This is a genomic window from Caballeronia sp. LZ019, from assembly GCF_031450825.1.
In the GTDB taxonomy this organism is placed as follows: Bacteria; Pseudomonadota; Gammaproteobacteria; order Burkholderiales; family Burkholderiaceae; genus Caballeronia.
The window spans coordinates 2,813,698-2,833,533 of sequence record NZ_JARTVZ010000005.1 but is presented as its reverse complement, the minus strand read 5'-3'; the positions used below and the strand labels follow the sequence as shown (position 1 = coordinate 2,833,533).

Sequence of the window (19,836 nt, the reverse complement as noted above, 5' to 3'; positions counted from 1 at the left end):
TGAGGCGCGCGCAGCACCGCTGCCATGCCTGACACTGACGTGAGGATTGCTAAATTTTGTTGCTCAAGAGAAAAATTTTGAGCGAAAAAATAGGGCCTCCGCGACGCCCTGTCAACAGGCCGACGCAATGCGCCGGCCGTTACGCGACTCTTACCAGATTTGATACCACGGCTTGTCGGCGCCCGCGCGGCGCTTGCCGGTGACATACGGGCTGTCGGGGAACGTCGCGGCGAGCACGCGCTTGGTGTCGTCGGCGAGTTGCGGCTGGTCGAGCCGCTGATACGACATCATCATGATGTGCAGCGCCTCTTCCGTTGCCGGCGCATTCTTGTATTCGCGGATGGCGAGCTGCGCGCGGTTGATCGCCGCAACATACGCGCCCCGGCGATAGTAATAGTCGGCCGCATGCACTTCATGCGACGCGAGCGCGTTCACGATGTAACGCATGCGCTGTGCGGCGTCCGGCGCGTACTTGCTTTGCGGGTATTTGTCGACGACGACCTTGAACGCGTCATACGACTCGCGCAGCGACTTCGGATCGCGCTCGCTCATGTCCTGACCGGAGAAGCGGCCGAAGAGACCCAGGTCGTCGTTGAAATGGATCATGCCCTTGAGATAGTACGCGTAGGAAATCTCGGGATGATCCGGATGCAGCCGGATGAAGCGGTCGATGGCCTGATCGGCGTTGGCGGTTTCGCCGTCCTTCCAGTTGCAGTACGCGACGTTGATCTGCGCCTGCTGCGCGAAGTGACCGAACGGGTCGCGCCCTTCGAGTGCTTCGAAGTACTTGGCGCATTTGCCCCAGTCGCTGCCCGACAGCGCGTCCTGGGCCTCCGTATATAATTTGTTGTTGTTCCAGAGTGCGGTTTCGTCGGTCTTCTCGGGCAAGCCGTGACAGGCCGCCACGACGGCGACGCTCGCGGCCAGCGCCAGATACTTGATCGATTGCCGCATCGATTGATGAATGGTGTTGAAGGCTCGCATCAGTGCTTGCTTATCCTGGCTAATACTGGCTGTTACTGGCTGATTGAAGCTGTGTCCAGCTGTGATTCCGGTGCAGTCTCTACCGCGCGGCATGCCGTTCGGTCGATCGCGATGTTTCCCGGTCGGCAACGTCGAAGCACGGGGACTCGCGGGTTCCGTGCTGACCTTCCGCATTCCCGCAGCTTTCCCGCTAATCTTCTGCAAATGACCCGCTCAAGTACTCGTGGTACCAAAGATCAACTCAAAGATTATAGCCGATGCAATACGGCCGACGACGCGGCTTCGCCGGAACCGGCGCGCGTGACGGACCCGGCTGCATCGTCCGGGGACGTGCGCACCGCGCTCGTTCCCGACGCGCTCGCGGGCGACCGGCTCGACAAGGTGCTCGCGAAGGTTTTCCCAGAGTTCTCGCGCAGCCGCCTGCAGGGCTGGATCGAAGAAGGGCGCGTGCTCGTCGACGGGGCGCGCGCCAAAGTGCGCCAGTCGGTACCGCTCGGCGCGACCATTTCGCTCGTGCCCGATCTCCTGCCGGAGCAACTGGCTTTCACGCCGGAGCCGGTGCCGCTTCATATCGTCCATGAAGACGACGCACTCGTGGTCATCAACAAACCGGCGGGCATGGTCGTGCATCCGGCGGCCGGGAACTGGAGCGGCACGCTGCTGAACGGCCTGCTCCATCGATACGGCGACGCGGCGGCCGGTCTGCCGCGCGCGGGCATCGTGCATCGGCTGGACAAGGAGACGTCGGGGCTGATGGTCGTCGCGCGCACGCTCGAGGCGCAGACCGACCTGGTGCGCCAGTTGCAGGCGCGCACGGTGAAGCGCCGCTACGTCGCGTTCGTCTGGGGCAACATGCGCGATGACGGCACGATCGACGCGCCCATCGGCCGTGATCCGCGCGAGCGCACGCGCATGGCCGTCGTGCAGAGCGCGGCGGGCAAGCACGCGCGTACGCATTTCAGGACCATCGACCGGGCGCTCTGGAAAGGCCAGCCGGTCAGCGCCATCCATTGCGATCTCGAAACCGGCCGCACGCATCAGATCCGCGTGCATTGCGCGCATGTCGGCCATCCGCTGCTGGGCGACCCGGTTTACGGACACGCGCGCGGCAAGCGTTCTGTGACGCCGCTGCCGAACGGCTTCGCGCGGCAGGCGCTGCATGCGTGGCGGCTCGGGCTGATCCATCCGCTGACGGGCAAAGACGTGCACTGGCGCGCGGACGTGCCCGACGATATGTCCGCGCTCGCCGCCGAACTCGGCTTCGGGCGCGACGAGGATATCGATTTCGACGAAGACGACGACTTCGCCCAGGCCTACGAGACGGACGAGGACGAAGGCGACTGGGACGAAGACGAAGATTACGAGGACGACGAAGCATGAGCGAGAGTTCGACCGGTTCGCGCACCGCCGATGCGCCCCCGCTGGAAGCGCGGCACTGCCTGTGGCCGCAATGGCGCGTGTCGCCGCGCGTTCGCGCTTTCGTCACGACGCGGGCTGGCGGCGTCAGCGTTGCGCCTTATCACGGCGGCGCGCCGGACGCGGGCGGGCTGAACCTTGGCCTTTCGACCGGCGACGCGCCCGACGCGGTGCGCGAGAACCGCCGCCGTGCGCTCGCGCTCACCGGTGCGCGCGACGCCGCATGGCTGCAGCAAGTCCACGGCACGCAAGTCGAGGACGCTCACGCGGTGATCGACGCAGGCGCACCCGTCGACGCCGATGCGAGCGTCACCGATCGCGCGGGCATCGTGTGTGTCGTGATGACGGCCGATTGCCTGCCCGTGCTCTTCTGCGACGACGACGGCCGCGCGGTCGGCGCCGCGCATGCGGGATGGCGCGGGCTGGCGGGGGGCATCGTCGAGAAGACCGGCGAGCGGGTGGCCGCGCTGGCGGGCGCATCGGCGTCCCGGCTCAACGCATATCTCGGGCCGGCCATCGGTCCGAACGCGTTCGAAGTCGGAGAGGACGTGCTGCAAGCGTTCGCCGCTGCGTGCAGCGCAGACCGCCGCGACGCCACGGTGGCCGCGTTCCGTTCGACAGGCAGCGGGAACAAGTATCTCGCCGACATTTACGCACTCGCGCGCTTGCGCCTCGCCGGCATCGGCATCGACGCCGCGCGCATTCATGGCGGCGCGCATTGCACGGTGACGGAGACGGAGCGCTTCTATTCGTATCGTCGCGATCGCGTGACGGGGCGCATGGCCGCCATGATCTGGCTCGCCGATTAATCCGCCGGTGCCTTAATCGCGATTTCAACCCCCGTGACGAAGCCTTTTCTTTCATGGGGGAAAACGATAATTATAAAAATATCGCACTGCGGCAAAATCGGATGAAGCATTGACATGCTCGACACCGTAGAGCAAGAATGTTCCCGGAATTCATTCAATCGGGCACGGCGTAGCAAGGCACTCTTGCCACGCGCAATTTAAGGCGCATCAAACTCTGCGCGCTGGTCAGGAAAGCCCGGCAATGCCTGCATCACAATCAGTCTTGCGAGACTCAGAGGTCAAAGGCGGGTATGGCTTCCAAAACTTCTTCTTCATCTTCCCGCTCCAGCACGGCCGACAGCACTCCGGCACAACCTTCAGCCGATACGACTGGCGTGCAGCAGGCGTTCGAACAATGGCTCAACGCATGGCGAACGGTGGCCGATCCCGGTCAATGGGCCAAATTCACTGAACAGACGAATCAGGCCGCGAGCGCGTTTTCATCGAATGGCGCGACGCCGGCCATGCCCGGACTGGGCGCTCTGCCTTTTCCGGGACTCGGCGGACTCACGAACGGCCTGGCCGGCGCGTTCCCGACCATCGCGAATATGCCGCAGATGCCGGACATCGCGAAGATGAACGGACTGGCGGAATTCGCGAAGCTCGCGAGCAGCATGCCGGGCTTCGGCGCGGCGATGCAGGGCTTGCCGACGCTCCCGAAGATTCCGACGGCAGCCATTGCACCGGAACGACTGCATCAACTGCAAAGCGACTACACGCGCGACGTGACCGAGCTGCTCAAGCAGGCGAGTGCACAGAACATCGACGCCGCCGCGCTGAAAGACCGGCGCTTCAAGGACACCGCGTGGCAATCCACGCCGGCGTTCGCGTTCACCGCTGCGTGGTATCTGCTGAACGCGCGTTATCTGCAGGAACTCGCCGACGCGATCCAGAGCGATCCGAAGACGCGTGAGCGCATCCGTTTCACGGTGCAGCAGTGGGCCGCGATGGCCGCGCCGAGCAACTTCCTCGCGCTGAATCCCGAAGCACAGAAGGCGCTCATCGAGAGCAAGGGCGAGAGCTTGCGTCAGGGCATGCTCAACCTGCTCGGCGACATGCAGCGGGGCAAGATTTCCCAGTCGGACGAATCGGGCTTCAAGGTCGGCAAGAACATCGCGACGACCGAAGGCGCGGTGGTGTACGAGAACGAACTCGTGCAACTGATCCAGTACAAGCCGCTCGCGCCGAAAGTCTACGCGCGGCCGCTTCTGATCGTGCCGCCGTGCATCAACAAGTTCTATATCCTCGATCTGTCGCCGGAAGGCTCGCTCGTGCGCCATGCGCTCGAATCGGGGCAGCAGGTGTTCATTCTGTCGTGGCGCAATGCGGATCAGTCGATCGCTGACAAGACGTGGGACGACTACGTGCAGCAGGGCGTGATCGACACGATGGCCGTCGTGAAGGAAATCAGCCGCGCGGACAAGATCAACACGCTCGGCTTCTGCATCGGCGGAACGCTGCTCGCAACGGCGCTCGCCGTCGAGAAGGCGCGCGGCAGCGAGCCGGCCGCATCGATGACGCTGCTCACGTCGATGCTCGACTTCTCCGATACCGGCGTGCTCGATGTCTTCGTCAACGAGGCGCACGTGCAGATGCGCGAGCAGGCCATCGGCGGCAGAAACGGCGCGCCGCCGGGACTGATGCGCGGCATCGAGTTCGCCAACACGTTCTCGTATCTGCGCCCGAACGATCTCGTGTGGAATTACGTCGTCAACAATTACCTCAAGGGCCGCACGCCGCAGGCGTTCGATCTGCTCTTCTGGAACAGCGACTCGACAAACCTGCCGGGCCCGATGTGCGTCTGGTATCTGCGCAACACGTATCTGGAAAACAAGCTCCGTGAGCCGGGCGCGCTGACCGTGTGCGGCCAGGCCGTCGACCTCACGAAGCTCGACCTGCCGACCTTCATCTACGGTTCGCGCGAGGACCATATCGTGCCGTGGAAATCGGCGTATGCTTCCGCGCCGATCCTGTCGGGACCGCAGACGTTCGTGCTCGGCGCATCGGGACATATCGCGGGCGTGATCAATCCGCCGTCGAAGAACAAGCGCAGTTTCTGGATGCTCGACAACGCGAACGGCCGCCTCCCGGACGATCCGGATGCGTGGTTCGAAGCCGCGAGCGAGCACCCCGGAAGCTGGTGGCCGACGTGGACGGAATGGCTTGCCGCGAACGCGGGCGAGCAGGTGAAGCCGGGCGCATCGCTCGGGTCGAAGGCTCGTCCGGTGATCGAGGCGGCGCCGGGCCGTTATGTACTGGAGCGTGACAGTTGAGCGGTGCTTGCATCGAAATGGCGACTGTGCGCGAGACCGCATAGGCACTCACGAAACGGCATTAACATGCGATGCCAAAGGAAACTGAAATGACTGACGTAGTGATCGTATCGGCCGCGCGTACGGCGGTTGGCAAGTTCGGCGGTTCGCTCGCGAAGATCGCGGCGCCGGATCTCGGTGCAACGGTGATTCGCGCGGTGCTGGAGCGCGCGGGCGTGAAGCCGGAGCAGGTGAGCGAAGTCATCATGGGGCAGGTGTTGACGGCGGGTTCGGGGCAGAACCCGGCGCGTCAGTCGGTGATCAAGGCGGGTCTGCCGGACATGGTTCCCGGCATGACGATCAACAAGGTGTGCGGCTCGGGCCTGAAGGCGGTGATGCTCGCGGCCAACGCGATCATCGCGGGCGATGCGGAAATCGTCGTGGCGGGCGGTCAGGAGAACATGAGCGCCGCGCCGCACGTGCTGCCGGGCTCGCGCGACGGCTTTCGCATGGGCGATGCGAAGCTGATCGACTCGATGATCGTCGATGGCCTCTGGGACGTGTACAACAACTACCACATGGGCACGACGGCGGAGAACGTCGCGCGCGAGTACGGCATCACGCGCGAAGCGCAGGATCAGTTCGCGGCGCTGTCGCAGAACAAGGCGGAGGCTGCGCAGAAGGCGGGCCGTTTCAACGATGAAATCGTGCCGATCGCGATTCCGCAGCGCAAGGGCGACCCGCTGCAGTTCAACACGGACGAGTTCGTGCGTCACGGCGTTACCGCCGAAGCGCTTTCGGGCCTGAAGCCGGCGTTCTCGAAAGAAGGCACGGTGACGGCGGCGAACGCATCGGGCATCAACGATGGCGCGGCGGCGGTGGTGGTGATGTCGGCGAAGAAGGCCGAGGCGCTGGGCCTCACGCCGCTGGCGCGCATCAGGGCGTATGCGAACGCGGGCGTCGATCCGAAGGTGATGGGCATGGGTCCGGTGCCGGCCTCGAAGCGCTGTCTGGAGCGCGCGGGCTGGGGCGTGAACGATCTGGACCTGATGGAGATCAACGAGGCGTTTGCGGCGCAGGCGCTGGCGGTGCACAAGCAGATGGGCTGGGATCAGTCGAAGATCAACGTGAACGGCGGGGCGATTGCAATCGGTCATCCGATCGGCGCATCGGGCTGCCGCATTCTGGTCACGCTGCTGCACGAGATGCAGAAGCGCGATGCGAAGAAGGGCCTGGCGTCGCTGTGCATCGGCGGCGGCATGGGCGTCGCGCTGGCGGTCGAGCGTCTGTAAGACGCGTCGGCGGCACGGACACGAGAGAAGCGGGCGGCGCGGTCGGGCGCGGTCCGCATAACGAAAAGGGAGTCGGGAATGACGAAGCGCATAGCGTATGTAACGGGCGGCATGGGCGGCATCGGCACGAGCATTTGCCAGCGTCTGCATAAGGATGGCTTCACGGTGGTCGCGGGCTGCGGCCCGAATTCTCCGCGCCGCGTGAAATGGCTCGAAGATCAGAAGGCGCTCGGTTACGACTTCATCGCGTCGGAAGGCAATGTCGGCGACTGGGACTCGACCAAGGCCGCGTTCGACAAGGTCAAGGCCGAGGTCGGCGAAATCGATGTGCTCGTGAACAACGCCGGCATCACGCGCGACGTGGTGTTCCGGAAGATGACGCACGAGGACTGGACGGCCGTCATCGACACGAACCTGACGAGCCTTTTCAACGTGACGAAGCAGGTGATCGACGGCATGGTGGAGCGCGGCTTCGGCCGCATCATCAATATTTCGTCGGTGAACGGGCAGAAGGGCCAGTTCGGCCAGACGAACTATTCGACGGCGAAGGCCGGCATTCACGGCTTCACGATGGCGCTTGCACAGGAAGTGGCGACCAAGGGCGTGACGGTCAACACGGTGTCGCCGGGCTATATCGGCACGGACATGGTGAAGTCGATTCGTCCTGAAGTGCTGGAAAAGATCGTGGCGACCATTCCTGTCCGACGTCTCGGCACGCCGGACGAGATCGGGTCGATCGTTGCGTGGCTGGCTTCGGAGGAATCGGGTTTTTCCACCGGCGCGGACTTTTCGCTCAACGGTGGCTTGCACATGGGCTGACGGGCGGCGGCGGTCGGCCGGGCGCCCGGGGCGCCTGTCCGGCTCGCCGCGCTTGCCGGATATATCAATGACGCGGCGACCCAGCAGCAACGCTTTTTTGCGACAACGCAAGACATGCCTGCTGCCACCGCAGTAAAGTCTTGCGTTTAAAGGCGTTCAATGACCACCCCTACTACTACAAAGAAATCCGCCGAGCGGCTGATAAAAAAATATCCGAATCGCCGGCTGTATGACACGGAGACGAGCACCTACATCACGTTGTCGGATGTGAAGCAACTCGTGCTCGATCAGGAAGACTTCAAGGTGCTCGACGCGAAGTCCAACGACGACCTGACGCGCAGCATTCTTCTGCAGATCATTCTCGAAGAAGAGAGTGGCGGCTTGCCGATGTTTTCATCGGTGATGCTTTCGCAGATCATCCGCTTTTACGGCCATGCGATGCAGGGCATGATGGGCACGTATCTGGAGAAGAATATCCAGGCGTTCATCGACATTCAGCAGAAACTGTCCGAACAGAGCAAGGGCATTTATGACGGCAATGCGCTGAATCCGGAAGTCTGGTCGCAGTTCATGAACATGCAGGCCCCGATGATGCAGGGGATGATGACGAACTATATCGAGCAGTCGAAGAATATGTTCGTGCAGATGCAGGAGCAGATGCAGAATCAGGCGAAGTCGATGTTCAATACGTTTCCGTTTCCCGGGCAGCAGGGTTCGGGTTCTTCTGGCGAGAAGAAGTAAAGCGCTTTTTCTTGTCGCTGAGCGTGGGGTTGTAGTGGTGTTTTTCTCTGCGGGTCGGCGGGCTTGTGTTTGTTTCGTTCGCCTGTGTTTGCGTTGAACTTGTATTCGTGTCGGTTTATTCGTGCGCTCCTCCCCGGGGCGGGGGTCACTCTCTCGGCTGTCGACCAGAGTTGGCGCTTCAGCGCCTTACTCTGGTCCCATGCAAAGAAAATCACCAAAGAAAGCAGCTTTTTCTCGAACGGCACGATGCACTGATCTGAGTGGCCACTTCGTAGAAAATCGGTGGCCCTCAGTTTGACAGAGCCTTGAATCACCTTCCACGCCCACTGACTACTAACGTCCTCCGAGCCCCCTGGCTCGTTAATACCGGTGGCACACTAGCTCGCGACGAAGAACAGGTGGTTGCCGAGGGATCGGTCCTGGTGTTCCTAACGCAGTTCTTCACGTTGCAGTGGTGGCGTCCGTTGAGCTTGTTCGCGACCGTATGGGCACCGTTGGTTTTTCGAGCCAAGGGGCTCGCAGGACGTTAGTAATAGTGGGCGCGGAAGGTGATTCAGGGCTGTTTGCAAGCTGAGAGCCACTGGTGTCCTACGAAGTGGCCGCATAAATCACTGCATCGAGCGGTTCAGAAGAGAAGCTGCTTTTCTTGCATGAAACCAGAGTAAGGCGCTGAAGCGCCAACTCCGTCGACAGCCAAGAAAGTTACCCCGCCCGCCGGGAAGGCGGCTACTGAACACAAACCCGAGACGCCGGCAAGAGCACCACCACAAGCCGCACAAAACCCCCCGCCCAAACCAGTTAAAATACTAAACCTCGCCGCGCCCCAGCGGCAAAAAGCACGCCGCAACCGTGCCCCTGCCCGAATACCCCGTGAACACTCCAGCAAAATCCACCCCCGCAGCGCCAGCGCCGAAAATCGGTATGGTCAGCCTCGGCTGCCCCAAAGCCCTGGTCGATTCCGAGCAGATCATCACCCAACTTCGCGCCGAAGGCTACGAAATCTCCGGCACGTACGACGGCGCCGATCTCGTCGTCGTCAACACATGCGGTTTCATCGATGAAGCCGTCCAGGAAAGCCTCGACGCCATCGGCGAAGCGCTCAGCGAAAACGGCAAGGTCATCGTCACCGGCTGCCTCGGCGCAAAAAAGAGCGCGAGCGGCACCGGCCTCATCGAAGAAGTACACCCGAAGGTGCTCGCGGTCACCGGTCCGCATGCCACCAACGAAGTGATGAACGCGGTGCACACGCATCTGCCGAAACCACACGATCCCTTCGTCGACCTCGTGCCGCCCGCCGGCATCAAGCTCACACCGCGTCACTACGCGTATCTGAAGATCTCCGAAGGCTGCAATCATCGCTGCGCGTTCTGCATCATCCCGTCGATGCGCGGCGACCTCGTGTCGCGGCCCGTCGCCGAAGTCATGCTCGAAGCCGAGAATCTGTTCAAGTCGGGCGTCAAGGAACTGCTCGTTATTTCGCAGGACACGAGCGCGTACGGTGTCGACGTCAAATACCGCACCGGTTTCTGGAACGGCAAGCCGCTCAAGACGCGCATGACCGAACTGGTCGGCGCGCTCGGCGAGCTGGCCGCGCAGTACGGCGCGTGGGTGCGGCTGCATTACGTCTATCCGTATCCGAGCGTCGATGAAGTCATCCCGATGATGGCCGCGGGTCCGCTCAAAGGCCACGTCCTGCCGTATCTCGACGTGCCGTTCCAGCACGCGCATCCGGAAGTGCTGAAGCGCATGAAACGCCCGGCCAACGCGGAGAAGGTGCTCGAACGCGTGAAGGCGTGGCGCGCCATGTGCCCCGACCTGACCATCCGCAGCACGTTCATCGCGGGCTTCCCCGGTGAAACCGAAGAACAGTTTCAGACGCTGCTCGACTTCATCAAGGAAGCAGATCTGGACCGCGTCGGCTGCTTCGCGTATTCGCCGGTAGAGGGCGCGAGCGCGAACGAACTCGACGGCGCGCTGCCCGACGAAGTGCGCGAGGAACGCCGCGCGCGCTTCATGGAACTCGCCGAGGAACTGTCGGCGAAGCGCATGAAAAAGAAGGTCGGCAAGACGGTGAAGGTGCTCGTCGACGAAGTCAGCGCCGAAGGCGGGGTCGGCCGCACGGCGGCGGATGCGCCGGAAATCGATGGCGTCGTCTATATCGCGCCGCCGACAAAGGCGTCCAAGCGCTACAAGGCGGGCGACTTCGTCTCCGTGAAAATCACCGGCGCGGACGGCCACGATCTCTGGGGCGAGGTCTGAACCATGACGATGACGCCGCAGCATCCCGCCATCCTCGCGCTCGGCGAGGCAATGATCGAGTTCAATCAGTCGAAGCGCAACGAGCCGAATTATCTGCAAGGCTTCGGGGGCGACGTCTCCAACTTCCTGATCGCCGCGGCGCGGCAGGGCGCGGCGACCGGCTTCGTCTCCGCCGTGGGCAATGACCAGTTCGGCCAACTGCTGTTCGATCTGTGGCGCGCGGAGAACGTCGATACATCCTCGGTGCGGATCGATCCTCACGCGCCGACCGGCGTCTATTTCGTATCGCACGGCGAGACCGGGCATCGCTTCGACTATTTGCGCGCGGGATCGGCGGCGAGCCGCTATGCGCCCTCCGACTTGCCGCTCGACACGATCGCGGGCGCGAAGGTGGTGCATCTGTCGGGCATCAGCCTCGCGATCGGCGTCGCCGCGTGCGATGCCGCGTTCGCCGCCATCGACCACGCACGCGCGCACGGCGTCCAGGTCAGCTTCGATACGAACCTGCGCCTCAAGCTGTGGCCGCTCGCCCGCGCCCGCGCAGTGATGCTCGAAGCCATCCGCCTTACCGATATCTGCCTGCCGAGCTACGACGACGTCACCGTGCTCACCGGTCATGAGGACAAGGACGCCATCGTCGATACGCTGCTCGCGCTCGGCCCGAAAGTCGTCGCGTTGAAGCTCGGCAAGGAAGGCGCGTATATCGCGACACCCGACGAGCGGCGCGTGGTGCCGGGCCGCGTCGTCAATGCGGTCGATGCGACCGGCGCGGGCGATTGCTTCGGCGGCGCGTTCATCGCACGCATCGTGGCGGGCGACGATCCTTTCACCGCCGCTCACTATGCGAACGTGGCGGCGGCATTATCGACGCAAGGCTTCGGCGCGGTCGCGCCGATTCCGGACCGGGCGGCCGTGCAACAGGCGCTCGCCGGATAATCCAGAACACAAGACAAGGAGACGACAACATGAAGCGCGAAGTAGTGGTGGCAAGCGGCGTGCGCACGGCGATCGGCGACTTCGGCGGTGCGCTGAAGGATTTCACGCCGGGCGATCTCGGCGCGCGCGTGGTGCGGGAAGCGCTGTCGCGGGCGCGCGTGTCGGGCGATGAGGTCGGCCATGTGGTGTTCGGCAACGTGATCCAGACCGAGCCGCGCGACATGTATCTGGCGCGCGTCGCCGCACTCGAAGGCGGCGTCACGCAGGACGCGCCCGCGCTCACGGTCAACCGGCTGTGCGGCTCGGGGCTGCAGGCGATCGTGTCGGCGTCGCAGTCCATCCTTCTGGGCGATGCCGACATCGCGATCGGCGGCGGCGCCGAAAGCATGAGCCGCGCGCCGTACGTGATGCCGGCGGCGCGCTTCGGCCAGCGCATGGGCGACGCGCGCATCGTCGACATGATGCTCGGCGCCCTCAACGATCCGTTCAACAAGATCCACATGGGCGTGACGGCGGAGAACGTCGCGAACAAGTACGGCATCACGCGCGAGGCGCAGGACGCGCTCGCGCTCGAATCGCACCGCCGTGCGGCGAAGGCAATCGAGGCCGGTTATTTCAAGGACCAGATCCTGCCGATCACGCTGGCATCGAAGAAGGGCGATACCGTCTTCGACCGCGACGAGCACGTACGCATGAACGCGACGGCGGATGACTTCTCGAAGCTCAGACCAGTGTTTGCGAAGGAGAACGGCACGGTAACGGCGGGCAATGCGTCGGGCATCAACGACGCGGCGGCGGCCGTCGTGCTGATGGAGCGGGGCGTCGCGGAGAAGCGCGGCCTGCAGCCGCTCGCGCGCCTCGTCGCCTACGCCCACGCGGGCGTCGATCCGAAGATCATGGGCATCGGCCCCGTGCCGGCGACGCAGAAGGTGCTGGAACGCGCGGGGCTTACCGTCAACGATCTCGACGTCATCGAAGCGAACGAAGCCTTCGCCGCGCAAGCCTGCGCGGTCACGAAGGAACTCAAGCTCGATCCCGCGAAGGTCAACCCGAACGGCTCGGGCATTTCGCTCGGCCATCCGATCGGCGCGACAGGCGCGCTCATCACCGTGAAGGCGCTGTACGAACTGCAACGCATCGGCGGCCGCTACGCGCTCGTGACGATGTGCATCGGCGGCGGGCAGGGCATCGCGGCGATCTTCGAGCGCATTTGACGTGGTATCGAAGGAAGCAAGCATGAAAGAAGCAACCAGGCGGCCGGCCTTCCCGGTCCGGCCGACGATGATGATTGCGGCCTCGCTGGTGTCCGCGCTTGCGCTCGCGGGCTGCAATTCGCCGATGCCGCCGGATACCTCGAGCGGGGCCGGCACGGTCGCGCCGAAAGGCGAGTCTCACGGCGCGGACGACGCCATCCGCACGCTCGCCTTGCCGCCGCAAAAGCCGCTGTCGCCGAACCCTGACTACGCGCGTTTCCCGCGCTATGTCGGCACGCTGGGCGGCAGGCAGATCGAGATGAAGCTCGGCGCGAAAACGGACGAGCCTTCCGGCGTGCATGGCGAATACCGTTTCGCGGGCAGCGCGTCGGTGATTCTCGTGGCCGGCGACCGTGACGGCGATGCGCTCGAGATCGAGGAATCGAACGACGGCACGCATATCACGGGCAACTGGATCGGCAAGTTCGAGGCGGACGGCAGCGTGTCGGGCGAGCGCATGGACCCGGACGATTCGAACGCGCAGCCGTTCGATCTGCGCCCGGCCGTGGCGGGCGTGAAATTGCCGCCTGCGCCGAGCCACGCGGCGCCATCGCTGGAACCCGCGCCGCCGCCTCCGCCGCCCAATGCCGTCGGTGGCACGAGCAACGTGATCATCGGCGAATGAAGGCGCGTTCGTTGCACTTCCCCTCATCCTCAACGCTCTTTACCTCATGACCGATTCAAGCAGCCAGAACCGCGACCTGCAAACCCGCATCGTGCAGCCGAACGATCGCATCATGCCCGGCTTCGAGTCGTTCGCGGTGCCGGTGGCGCGGGCATCGACGGTCGTGTTCCCCGATCTCGCGACGATGCGCGCACTCGTCTGGAGCGACGATTCCAAGTGGCGCTACGGCCTGCACGGCACGCCGACGACGATCGCGCTCGCGCAACGCCTCGCGGCGATCGAAGGCGGCGAGCACGCGCTGCTGCAGCCGTCCGGTCTGGCGGCGATATCGAACGTGTATTTCGGGCTGGTCAAGGCGGGCGATCACGTGCTGGTACCCGACAACGCTTACTCGCCGAATCGCGAGCACGCGGACTGGCTCGCCGCCGACTTCGGTCTCGAAGTGAGCTATTACGATCCGATGGCGGGCGCGGGCATCGCCGAATCAATCCGGCCGAACACGAAGCTGATCTGGCTGGAAGCGCCGGGCTCCGTGACGATGGAAGTACAGGACGTCCCGGCGATCGTGGCGGTCGCGCGGGCGCGCGGCATCGTGACGGCGATCGACAATACGTATTCCGCAGGGCTCGCGTTCAAGCCGTTCGAGCACGGCGTCGATATTTCGGTGCAGGCGCTGACGAAGTACCAGTCGGGCGGCAGCGACATCCTGATGGGCGCGACGATCACGCGCGACATCGAGCTGCACAAGAAGCTGAAGCGCGCGCGGATGCGTCTGGGCGTCGGCGTTTCGGCGGACGATGCATCGCTCGTGCTGCGCAGCCTGCCGTCGATGAAACTGCGCTACGAAGCGCACGACCGCTCGGCGCTCGCACTCGCACGCTGGCTGAAGACGCGCGCGGAAGTGGCCGCGGTGCTGCATCCCGCGATGGAAGATTGTCCCGGCCACGCGTGCTTCGCGCGCGACTTCACGGGCGGCGCGGGCGGGCTGTTCTCCATCGTGTTCGACGGGCGCTATAGCGCCGCTCAGGTCGATGCGTTCGTCGAGGCGCTGAAACTGTTCGCGATCGGCTGGAGTTGGGGCGGCGCGCACAGCCTCGCGATGCCGTACAACATCCGCTCGATGCGCACGGCGTCGCAGTGGCCGCACGAAGGGGTGCTGGTGCGGCTTTATATCGGTCTGGAAGACGAAGCGGACTTGCGCGCGGACCTGGAGGCGGCGCTCGGCAAGGCGCTGGGCTGATCGCTTCAGAACAGGCGCAGCAGGCCGTCGAGACCGACGAAGTTGAATGCAACGGTCGCGGCCTCGCGCACGACCGGCTTCGCGCGGAACGCCACCGAGAGGCCTGCTTCGCCCATCATCTTCAGGTCATTCGATCCGTCGCCCATCGCGATCGCCCGCTTCGGATCGATGCCGATCGCTTCGCACGTCTCGCGCAGCGTCCGCGCTTTGACATCGGCATTCACGATTTCGCCGATGACCTTGCCCGTCAGCTTGCCATCGACGATTTCGAGCGTATTCGCACGCGTGTAGTCGATGCCGAGCCGCGCTTTCAAGCGCTCCGTGAAGAACGTGAATCCACCTGAAACGAGCAGCGTTCTGAGGCCAGCGGCGCGGGCACCTTCGAGCATGCGTTCCGCGCCGGGCGATAGATGGAGGCGTTCTTCGTAGACGCGCTCGAGGGCGCTCGCGTCCAGGCCTTTCAGCAACGCCACGCGGCGGGTCAGGCTCTCGTTGAAGTCCTTGATCTCACCCCGCATCGCCGCTTCGGTGATCGCTGCGACTTCGGCTTTCAGCCCGCAGAAATCGGCGATTTCGTCGATGCATTCGATCGTGATGAGCGTCGAGTCCATGTCCATCGCGACGAGGCCGAAGTCGGAGAGTTGCGCTTGCGGCTCGATGAACGCGTAGTCGAGCGCATGTGCTCCGCAATAAGCGTCGATGTCGGCGCGCTGAAGCGGGTCGGCATCGGACAAACGCAGGAGCGTGTCGTCGATGCGCGCTGTTTCGCTACAGCGGGCGAGGGCCGCGAGCGGTCCCATGTGCGAATCGGAGATCGGTGCGGGGCTCTGTATGACGAGATTCATCGAAGACGGTGCGGAGGTTGCGCGAAGACGGCTATTGTACGGGGCGCGGTGAGGCTTCATCGGAATGCTTGTTGTGTGGGCGCGCGCTTTCGCATGTTGCGTTGTGCATGATGCGCGCGGCGTGATGCATTCAGAATGCGATTGCCGCTGCGTGACGTCATGCGCGATGCGGTTGATTTCTGGTAACGCGGCGGCGCGTAGAAGGTCGAAGAGGGCGGAGCCGAAGCGATCTGCATGCAGCACGCAACATGCAAGATGCAACATCCGATGCGGTTTGCAACCCGTCTTTGCACCCGCTCCGTTAAGCAGCATCCCAGGCGTGGGTTTTCTTCGCTGCTTCTTGAAACTCACAGGCGCACTAAAGCGATATCCATGCAGCACGCGAGACGCGTCATCCAGCATGCAAGACCTCGCATCTACCTCTGCACCCGCGCCGGCTCCCGATCCCAGTAAGGCGGCTCGCCGAACTGTCCCGCCAGGAACTCGATGAAGGCCAGCGTCTTCGGCGGCACGAACGCGCGGCTCGGATACACCGCCCATATCGCGACGGTCTGCGCGAGCGGATAGTCATGGAGCACCGTCACCAGTTCGCCGCTCGCCAGAAGCGGCGCGACGCTCCACGTCGATTTCAGTCCGATGCCGATGCCCGCGGCGAGCGCATCGCGGATGACTTCGCCGTTGTCCGTCACGAGCCGGCCCGACACGCGGACATCGATGACGCCGGTCGGCGTGACGAAACTCCAGTCGCGCTGATCCGCGAGGATGACGCATTCGTGATGCGTGAGATCGGCTGGATGGCGCGGCGTTCCGTGCCGCGCGAGATAAGCCGGCGACGCGCATAGCACGCGGCGATTGCTCGCGAGCTTGCGCGCGACCAGCGTCGAATCCTTTAGCGCGCCGATGCGCACCGCGAGATCGATCCCTTCCTCGACGAGATCGACGATCTGATCGGTCATGCGCAGATCGACGGTGACGGCCGGATGCTGCCGCAGGAATTCAGGGATGAGCGGCGAAATGTGCTGCCGGCCGAGCGATGATGGCATCGTCACGCGCAGCCGTCCGTGCGGCTGTTCGAGAGCCCGCCCGACCGACGCCCGCGCCGCTTCCGCCGCTTCGAGCAGGCTGCGCGCATGCATCGCGAAGATTTCGCCTTCCTGCGTGACGCTCACGCGCCGCGTCGTCCGATGCAGAAGCCGCGCGCCGAGCATTCTCTCCAGTCCCGCGATCCGCGCACTCGCCACGGCAGGCGACAAGCCGAATTCCCGCGCCGCCGACGACAGATTCGCGAGCGCTGCGGCCCGCACGAAGAGCGCCACGTCGAGCAAATCGAGCCGATCGCGCCCGCCTCCGGACAACAGTTCGCCCATTCGATGGATTTCCCGAAAAATGTTTCAGGAATTATCGTGGTTTTCTGCATGCTGCATGCAAGCTACGATGCGTCCATCGTTTCAATTCAACATAGGAGCTTTCATGAAAGCCATCGGTCTGACCCGCTATTTGCCGATTTCGAATCCCGAATCACTCGTCGATATCGAGCTGAACAAACCGACCCCCACTGGCCGCGACCTGCTCGTGAAGGTGGAGGCGATCGCCGTCAATCCGGTCGACACGAAAGTCCGCGCGCCGAAGGACAAGGTCGAAGAAACGCCGCGCGTGCTCGGCTGGGATGCCGCCGGCGTCGTCGAAGCGATCGGCCCCGAAGTCACGCTGTTCAAGGTCGGCGACCCGGTGTACTACGCCGGCGACATCACGCGTCAGGGCGCGAATAGCGAGTTCCATCTGGTGGACGAGCGCATCGTCGGGGCGAAGCCGGCATCGCTCGATTTCACGCACGCGGCGGCGCTTCCGCTCACGACCATCACCGCATGGGAGGCGCTCTTCGACCGCCTGAAGGTGTCCGCCGAAGGCAAGGACGAGGGCAAGACCGTGCTGATCATCGGCGGCGCGGGCGGCGTCGGCTCGATCGGCATCCAGCTCGCGAAGCAGGTCGCAAAGCTGCATGTCATCGCGACGGCGTCACGGCCCGAATCCGCGAAATGGGCGACGGAGCTGGGCGCGGATCGCATCGTCAATCACTTCGAGGACATCCCGAAGCAACTGAAAGACGCAGGCATCGGCCAGGTCGATTACGTGCTCATTTTCAACGACACGGACAAGCATTTTCCGGCAACTGCCGAGGTCGTGAAGCCGCAAGGCGGCATCTGCACGATCGTCGAGAATGCGGGGCCGCTGGCTATCGATCTGCTGAAGGCGAAGAGCGCCGCGTTCCATTGGGAGTTCATGTTCACCCGCGCGATGTTCAAGACGCCCGACATGATCGAGCAACACAAGCTGTTGTCCGAAGTGGCGCGGCTGATCGACGCGGGCATCATCCGCACGACGCTCGGCAAGAACATCGGCAAGATCGATGCGGCCAATCTGCGCGAGGCGCATCGCCTTCTCGAAGAAGGCCGGGCGATCGGCAAGCTCGTGCTGACGGGCTTCTGACACTGGTGCCGAAACGGTTGGGTGCTTCGTTTTGCCGCGCGGCCGCCTCGGGTTTTCCATGAGAAGGGCCGCGCGCGCGCGGCGCTAGACTGACTCCGCTATAAGCCGATTCGGCGTCCACTGCGCCGGATCATCATCGAGTGCTTGTCACGGAGGTGCCGGATGAATCGACGTTCGAACGCAGGCCGGAGCGCCATCACAGCCATGGTCGCGATGACCGCGCTCGCGACGGCTCACGCGACGCCCGGTATCAAGGTCCTCTCCGAGGCGCCCAACGACGGCCCCATCAAATATACGATCAAGATGGCGTCGAAGAACTTCGGCAACGAGCAGGAGACGCGCACCATCCGCTCAGGTCAGTCCGACGACTTCACCTGGCAGGGCACGGCGCCGAGCGGTGCGCAACCGGTGCCGGATGCGTGCCTGCAGGTCGCATCCGTGCCGCGCAGCGCGGAAGGCATGGCCGTGCGGCAAGTGCAGATTCGCTTTGCGCCGGTCGTCGCGGATAACGGCGTCGCCAACGTGCAACTCAGCTTTCGTGCCTATGCGCCGAAGGGCACGAGCAAGGTCACGGTAGGCGGCAAGTCGCTGCAATGTCCCGGCGATAACCACCTGAGCCAGATCATTCGCTTCTCGATGCCGACGTCCACCGGCTCCAAGAAGACCGTCACGCTCGATGACGGCACCCAACTGACTGTCACCGCCAGCCGGAAGTAGAGGTCGCTGTTTCGCGCACGCACGGGCGAACGGCATTTTGCATTCGGTCCACCACGCAACTAACTGTCGATTTTTCAGCCGCCACCGACATCGCGCGCCGAAAGCGATGTTTGGCACACTTCCTGCGACACCTCACGATGCGCAATGCGCCGCATCTCCACGTCCGGCGCACTCATCGACCGTTCCGACAAAGAGGTGCTCGCGATGCCGCACATGATCTGGAAAGGCGCGATCAGCTTCGGGCTGGTCCACGTGCCCGTGCAACTCTATCCGGCCACGCAGTCGGAGAAAGTCGGCTTCAATCTGCTCGACAAGCGCTCGATGGACCCCATCGGCTACAAGCAGATCAACAAGAACACGGGCAAGGACGTCACGCGCGACAACATCGTGCGCGGCTTCGAATACGAGAAGGGCAAGTATGTCGTGATGACCGACGCGGAAATCCGCGCGGCCAATCCCGAGTCGACGCAGACGGTCGATATCCTCTCGTTCGTCGACGCGCCCGAAATCTCGTTCCTGTCGCTCGATACGCCGTACTACCTGACGCCCGATCGCAAGGGCGAGAAAGTCTATGCGCTTCTGCGCGATGCGCTGAAGGACACCGGCAAAGTCGGCATTGCAAGCGTCGTCCTGCACAACAAGCAGCATCTTGCCGCGCTGATTCCGGTCGGTCCGGCGCTCGCGCTCAACACCTTGCGATGGGGCGACGAAGTCCGCGATTTCACGCAGTTCACGTTTCCCGACGAGGACACGAAGAAAGCGGGCGTCACGTCGAAGGAGCTGGATATGGCCAAGCGCCTCATCGACGACATGAGCGATTCCTGGGATCCGACGAAGTATCACGACACCTTCCGCGACGACATCATGAAGCTCGTCGATCAGAAGGTGAAGGAAGGCAAGATCGCCGAGGTGATGAAGTTCGAGGAAGGCGGCGAAGAGAAGGCGAGCGCGGACATTCTCGATCTGTCCGAACTGCTCAAGCGAAGCCTGAAGAGCGGCGGCGCGACGAAGGGCGGCAAGGCATCGCGGGCGAAAGACGATTCGGGCGATGACGCCAGTGAGGAACCGGCGCGGCCCGCGCGCAAGACGGCGCGTCGCAAGCGCGCCTGAGCGCGATGATCC

At 63.7% G+C, this 19,836-nt stretch carries 17 protein-coding genes; 14 read left to right on the top strand and 3 right to left on the bottom strand.

Annotation, left to right across the window (positions count from 1 at the left end):
• Positions 1-150: 150 nt before the first annotated feature.
• On the bottom strand, positions 151-984 hold the full coding sequence (locus tag P9255_RS26775; RefSeq protein WP_309764740.1) for an outer membrane protein assembly factor BamD: 834 nt from the start codon (positions 982-984) through the stop codon (positions 151-153).
• A gap of 204 nt (positions 985-1,188) precedes the next feature.
• On the opposite strand from P9255_RS26775, the gene P9255_RS26770 reads away from it, so the two are divergent.
• The 11 genes from P9255_RS26770 to P9255_RS26720 all read left to right on the top strand — a co-directional run bounded on the left by P9255_RS26770 (position 1,189) and on the right by P9255_RS26720 (position 14,665).
• A complete protein-coding gene (locus tag P9255_RS26770; RefSeq protein WP_309790690.1) occupies positions 1,189-2,364 on the top strand; it encodes an RluA family pseudouridine synthase in 1,176 nt (391 codons plus the stop codon).
• Positions 2,361-3,209, top strand: coding sequence for a peptidoglycan editing factor PgeF (gene pgeF, locus P9255_RS26765; RefSeq protein ID WP_309764742.1), 849 nt, complete (start codon positions 2,361-2,363; stop codon positions 3,207-3,209). Before P9255_RS26770 ends, pgeF begins: the two co-directional genes overlap by 4 nt.
• Positions 3,210-3,499: 290 nt before the next feature.
• Positions 3,500-5,521 carry a class I poly(R)-hydroxyalkanoic acid synthase gene (phaC, locus tag P9255_RS26760; RefSeq protein WP_309790689.1) on the top strand — a complete coding sequence of 674 codons (2,022 nt, stop codon included), beginning with the start codon at positions 3,500-3,502 and terminating at the stop codon, positions 5,519-5,521.
• 89 nt (positions 5,522-5,610) lie between these two features.
• Positions 5,611-6,792, top strand: coding sequence for an acetyl-CoA C-acetyltransferase (locus P9255_RS26755; protein ID WP_309764744.1), 1,182 nt, complete (start codon positions 5,611-5,613; stop codon positions 6,790-6,792).
• A 78-nt stretch (positions 6,793-6,870) separates the two neighbouring features.
• On the top strand, positions 6,871-7,611 hold the full coding sequence (locus tag P9255_RS26750) for a 3-ketoacyl-ACP reductase (protein ID WP_309764745.1): 741 nt from the start codon (positions 6,871-6,873) through the stop codon (positions 7,609-7,611).
• Positions 7,612-7,770: 159 nt separating this feature from the next.
• The gene (phaR, locus tag P9255_RS26745; protein ID WP_309764746.1) at positions 7,771-8,352 is read left to right on the top strand and encodes a polyhydroxyalkanoate synthesis repressor PhaR; all 582 of its coding nucleotides are present in this window, start codon (positions 7,771-7,773) and stop codon (positions 8,350-8,352) included.
• A gap of 921 nt (positions 8,353-9,273) precedes the next feature.
• Entirely contained in the window at positions 9,274-10,611 is a 1,338-nt protein-coding gene (gene rimO, locus P9255_RS26740; protein WP_309765452.1) for a 30S ribosomal protein S12 methylthiotransferase RimO, read from the top strand.
• Between the two features lie 3 nt (positions 10,612-10,614).
• Entirely contained in the window at positions 10,615-11,547 is a 933-nt protein-coding gene (locus tag P9255_RS26735; RefSeq protein ID WP_309764747.1) for a sugar kinase, read from the top strand.
• Between the two features lie 29 nt (positions 11,548-11,576).
• On the top strand, positions 11,577-12,761 hold the full coding sequence (gene bktB / locus P9255_RS26730) for a beta-ketothiolase BktB (protein WP_309764748.1): 1,185 nt from the start codon (positions 11,577-11,579) through the stop codon (positions 12,759-12,761).
• Positions 12,762-12,783: 22 nt separating this feature from the next.
• Entirely contained in the window at positions 12,784-13,425 is a 642-nt protein-coding gene (locus P9255_RS26725; protein ID WP_309764749.1) for a hypothetical protein, read from the top strand.
• Between the two features lie 46 nt (positions 13,426-13,471).
• The gene (locus tag P9255_RS26720) at positions 13,472-14,665 is read left to right on the top strand and encodes a cystathionine beta-lyase (RefSeq protein WP_309764750.1); all 1,194 of its coding nucleotides are present in this window, start codon (positions 13,472-13,474) and stop codon (positions 14,663-14,665) included.
• A gap of 5 nt (positions 14,666-14,670) precedes the next feature.
• Here the strand turns inward: P9255_RS26720 and serB are convergent, their stop codons facing one another.
• Both serB and P9255_RS26710 read right to left on the bottom strand, forming a co-directional pair.
• Positions 14,671-15,510 (bottom strand): phosphoserine phosphatase SerB, encoded by an 840-nt coding sequence (gene serB, locus P9255_RS26715; protein ID WP_309764751.1) that lies wholly within the window; start codon positions 15,508-15,510, stop codon positions 14,671-14,673.
• A gap of 416 nt (positions 15,511-15,926) precedes the next feature.
• On the bottom strand, positions 15,927-16,877 hold the full coding sequence (locus P9255_RS26710; protein WP_309764752.1) for a LysR family transcriptional regulator: 951 nt from the start codon (positions 16,875-16,877) through the stop codon (positions 15,927-15,929).
• Between the two features lie 103 nt (positions 16,878-16,980).
• Between P9255_RS26710 and P9255_RS26705 the strand changes: the two genes are divergently transcribed.
• The 3 genes from P9255_RS26705 to P9255_RS26695 all read left to right on the top strand — a co-directional run bounded on the left by P9255_RS26705 (position 16,981) and on the right by P9255_RS26695 (position 19,824).
• Positions 16,981-17,997 (top strand): zinc-binding alcohol dehydrogenase family protein, encoded by a 1,017-nt coding sequence (locus tag P9255_RS26705; RefSeq protein ID WP_309764753.1) that lies wholly within the window; start codon positions 16,981-16,983, stop codon positions 17,995-17,997.
• A gap of 162 nt (positions 17,998-18,159) precedes the next feature.
• Complete coding sequence (locus tag P9255_RS26700; protein WP_309764754.1) at positions 18,160-18,714, top strand: DUF6013 family protein; 555 nt, start codon at positions 18,160-18,162, stop codon at positions 18,712-18,714.
• Positions 18,715-18,918: 204 nt separating this feature from the next.
• Entirely contained in the window at positions 18,919-19,824 is a 906-nt protein-coding gene (locus P9255_RS26695; RefSeq protein WP_309765453.1) for a Ku protein, read from the top strand.
• Positions 19,825-19,836: the final 12 nt, after the last annotated feature.

Excerpts from the sequence above, each read along its gene's own strand:
- P9255_RS26775 (WP_309764740.1), bottom strand. The coding sequence starts at position 984 with ATGCGAGCCTTCAACACCATTCATCAATCGATGCGGCAATCGATCAAG.
- P9255_RS26770 (WP_309790690.1), top strand. The coding sequence starts at position 1,189 with ATGACCCGCTCAAGTACTCGTGGTACCAAAGATCAACTCAAAGATTAT.
- pgeF (WP_309764742.1), top strand. The coding sequence starts at position 2,361 with ATGAGCGAGAGTTCGACCGGTTCGCGCACCGCCGATGCGCCCCCGCTG.
- phaC (WP_309790689.1), top strand. The coding sequence starts at position 3,500 with ATGGCTTCCAAAACTTCTTCTTCATCTTCCCGCTCCAGCACGGCCGAC.
- P9255_RS26755 (WP_309764744.1), top strand. The coding sequence starts at position 5,611 with ATGACTGACGTAGTGATCGTATCGGCCGCGCGTACGGCGGTTGGCAAG.
- P9255_RS26750 (WP_309764745.1), top strand. The coding sequence starts at position 6,871 with ATGACGAAGCGCATAGCGTATGTAACGGGCGGCATGGGCGGCATCGGC.
- phaR (WP_309764746.1), top strand. The coding sequence starts at position 7,771 with ATGACCACCCCTACTACTACAAAGAAATCCGCCGAGCGGCTGATAAAA.
- rimO (WP_309765452.1), top strand. The coding sequence starts at position 9,274 with ATGGTCAGCCTCGGCTGCCCCAAAGCCCTGGTCGATTCCGAGCAGATC.
- P9255_RS26735 (WP_309764747.1), top strand. The coding sequence starts at position 10,615 with ATGACGATGACGCCGCAGCATCCCGCCATCCTCGCGCTCGGCGAGGCA.
- bktB (WP_309764748.1), top strand. The coding sequence starts at position 11,577 with ATGAAGCGCGAAGTAGTGGTGGCAAGCGGCGTGCGCACGGCGATCGGC.
- P9255_RS26725 (WP_309764749.1), top strand. The coding sequence starts at position 12,784 with ATGAAAGAAGCAACCAGGCGGCCGGCCTTCCCGGTCCGGCCGACGATG.
- P9255_RS26720 (WP_309764750.1), top strand. The coding sequence starts at position 13,472 with ATGACCGATTCAAGCAGCCAGAACCGCGACCTGCAAACCCGCATCGTG.
- serB (WP_309764751.1), bottom strand. The coding sequence starts at position 15,510 with ATGAATCTCGTCATACAGAGCCCCGCACCGATCTCCGATTCGCACATG.
- P9255_RS26710 (WP_309764752.1), bottom strand. The coding sequence starts at position 16,877 with ATGGGCGAACTGTTGTCCGGAGGCGGGCGCGATCGGCTCGATTTGCTC.
- P9255_RS26705 (WP_309764753.1), top strand. The coding sequence starts at position 16,981 with ATGAAAGCCATCGGTCTGACCCGCTATTTGCCGATTTCGAATCCCGAA.
- P9255_RS26700 (WP_309764754.1), top strand. The coding sequence starts at position 18,160 with ATGAATCGACGTTCGAACGCAGGCCGGAGCGCCATCACAGCCATGGTC.
- P9255_RS26695 (WP_309765453.1), top strand. The coding sequence starts at position 18,919 with ATGCCGCACATGATCTGGAAAGGCGCGATCAGCTTCGGGCTGGTCCAC.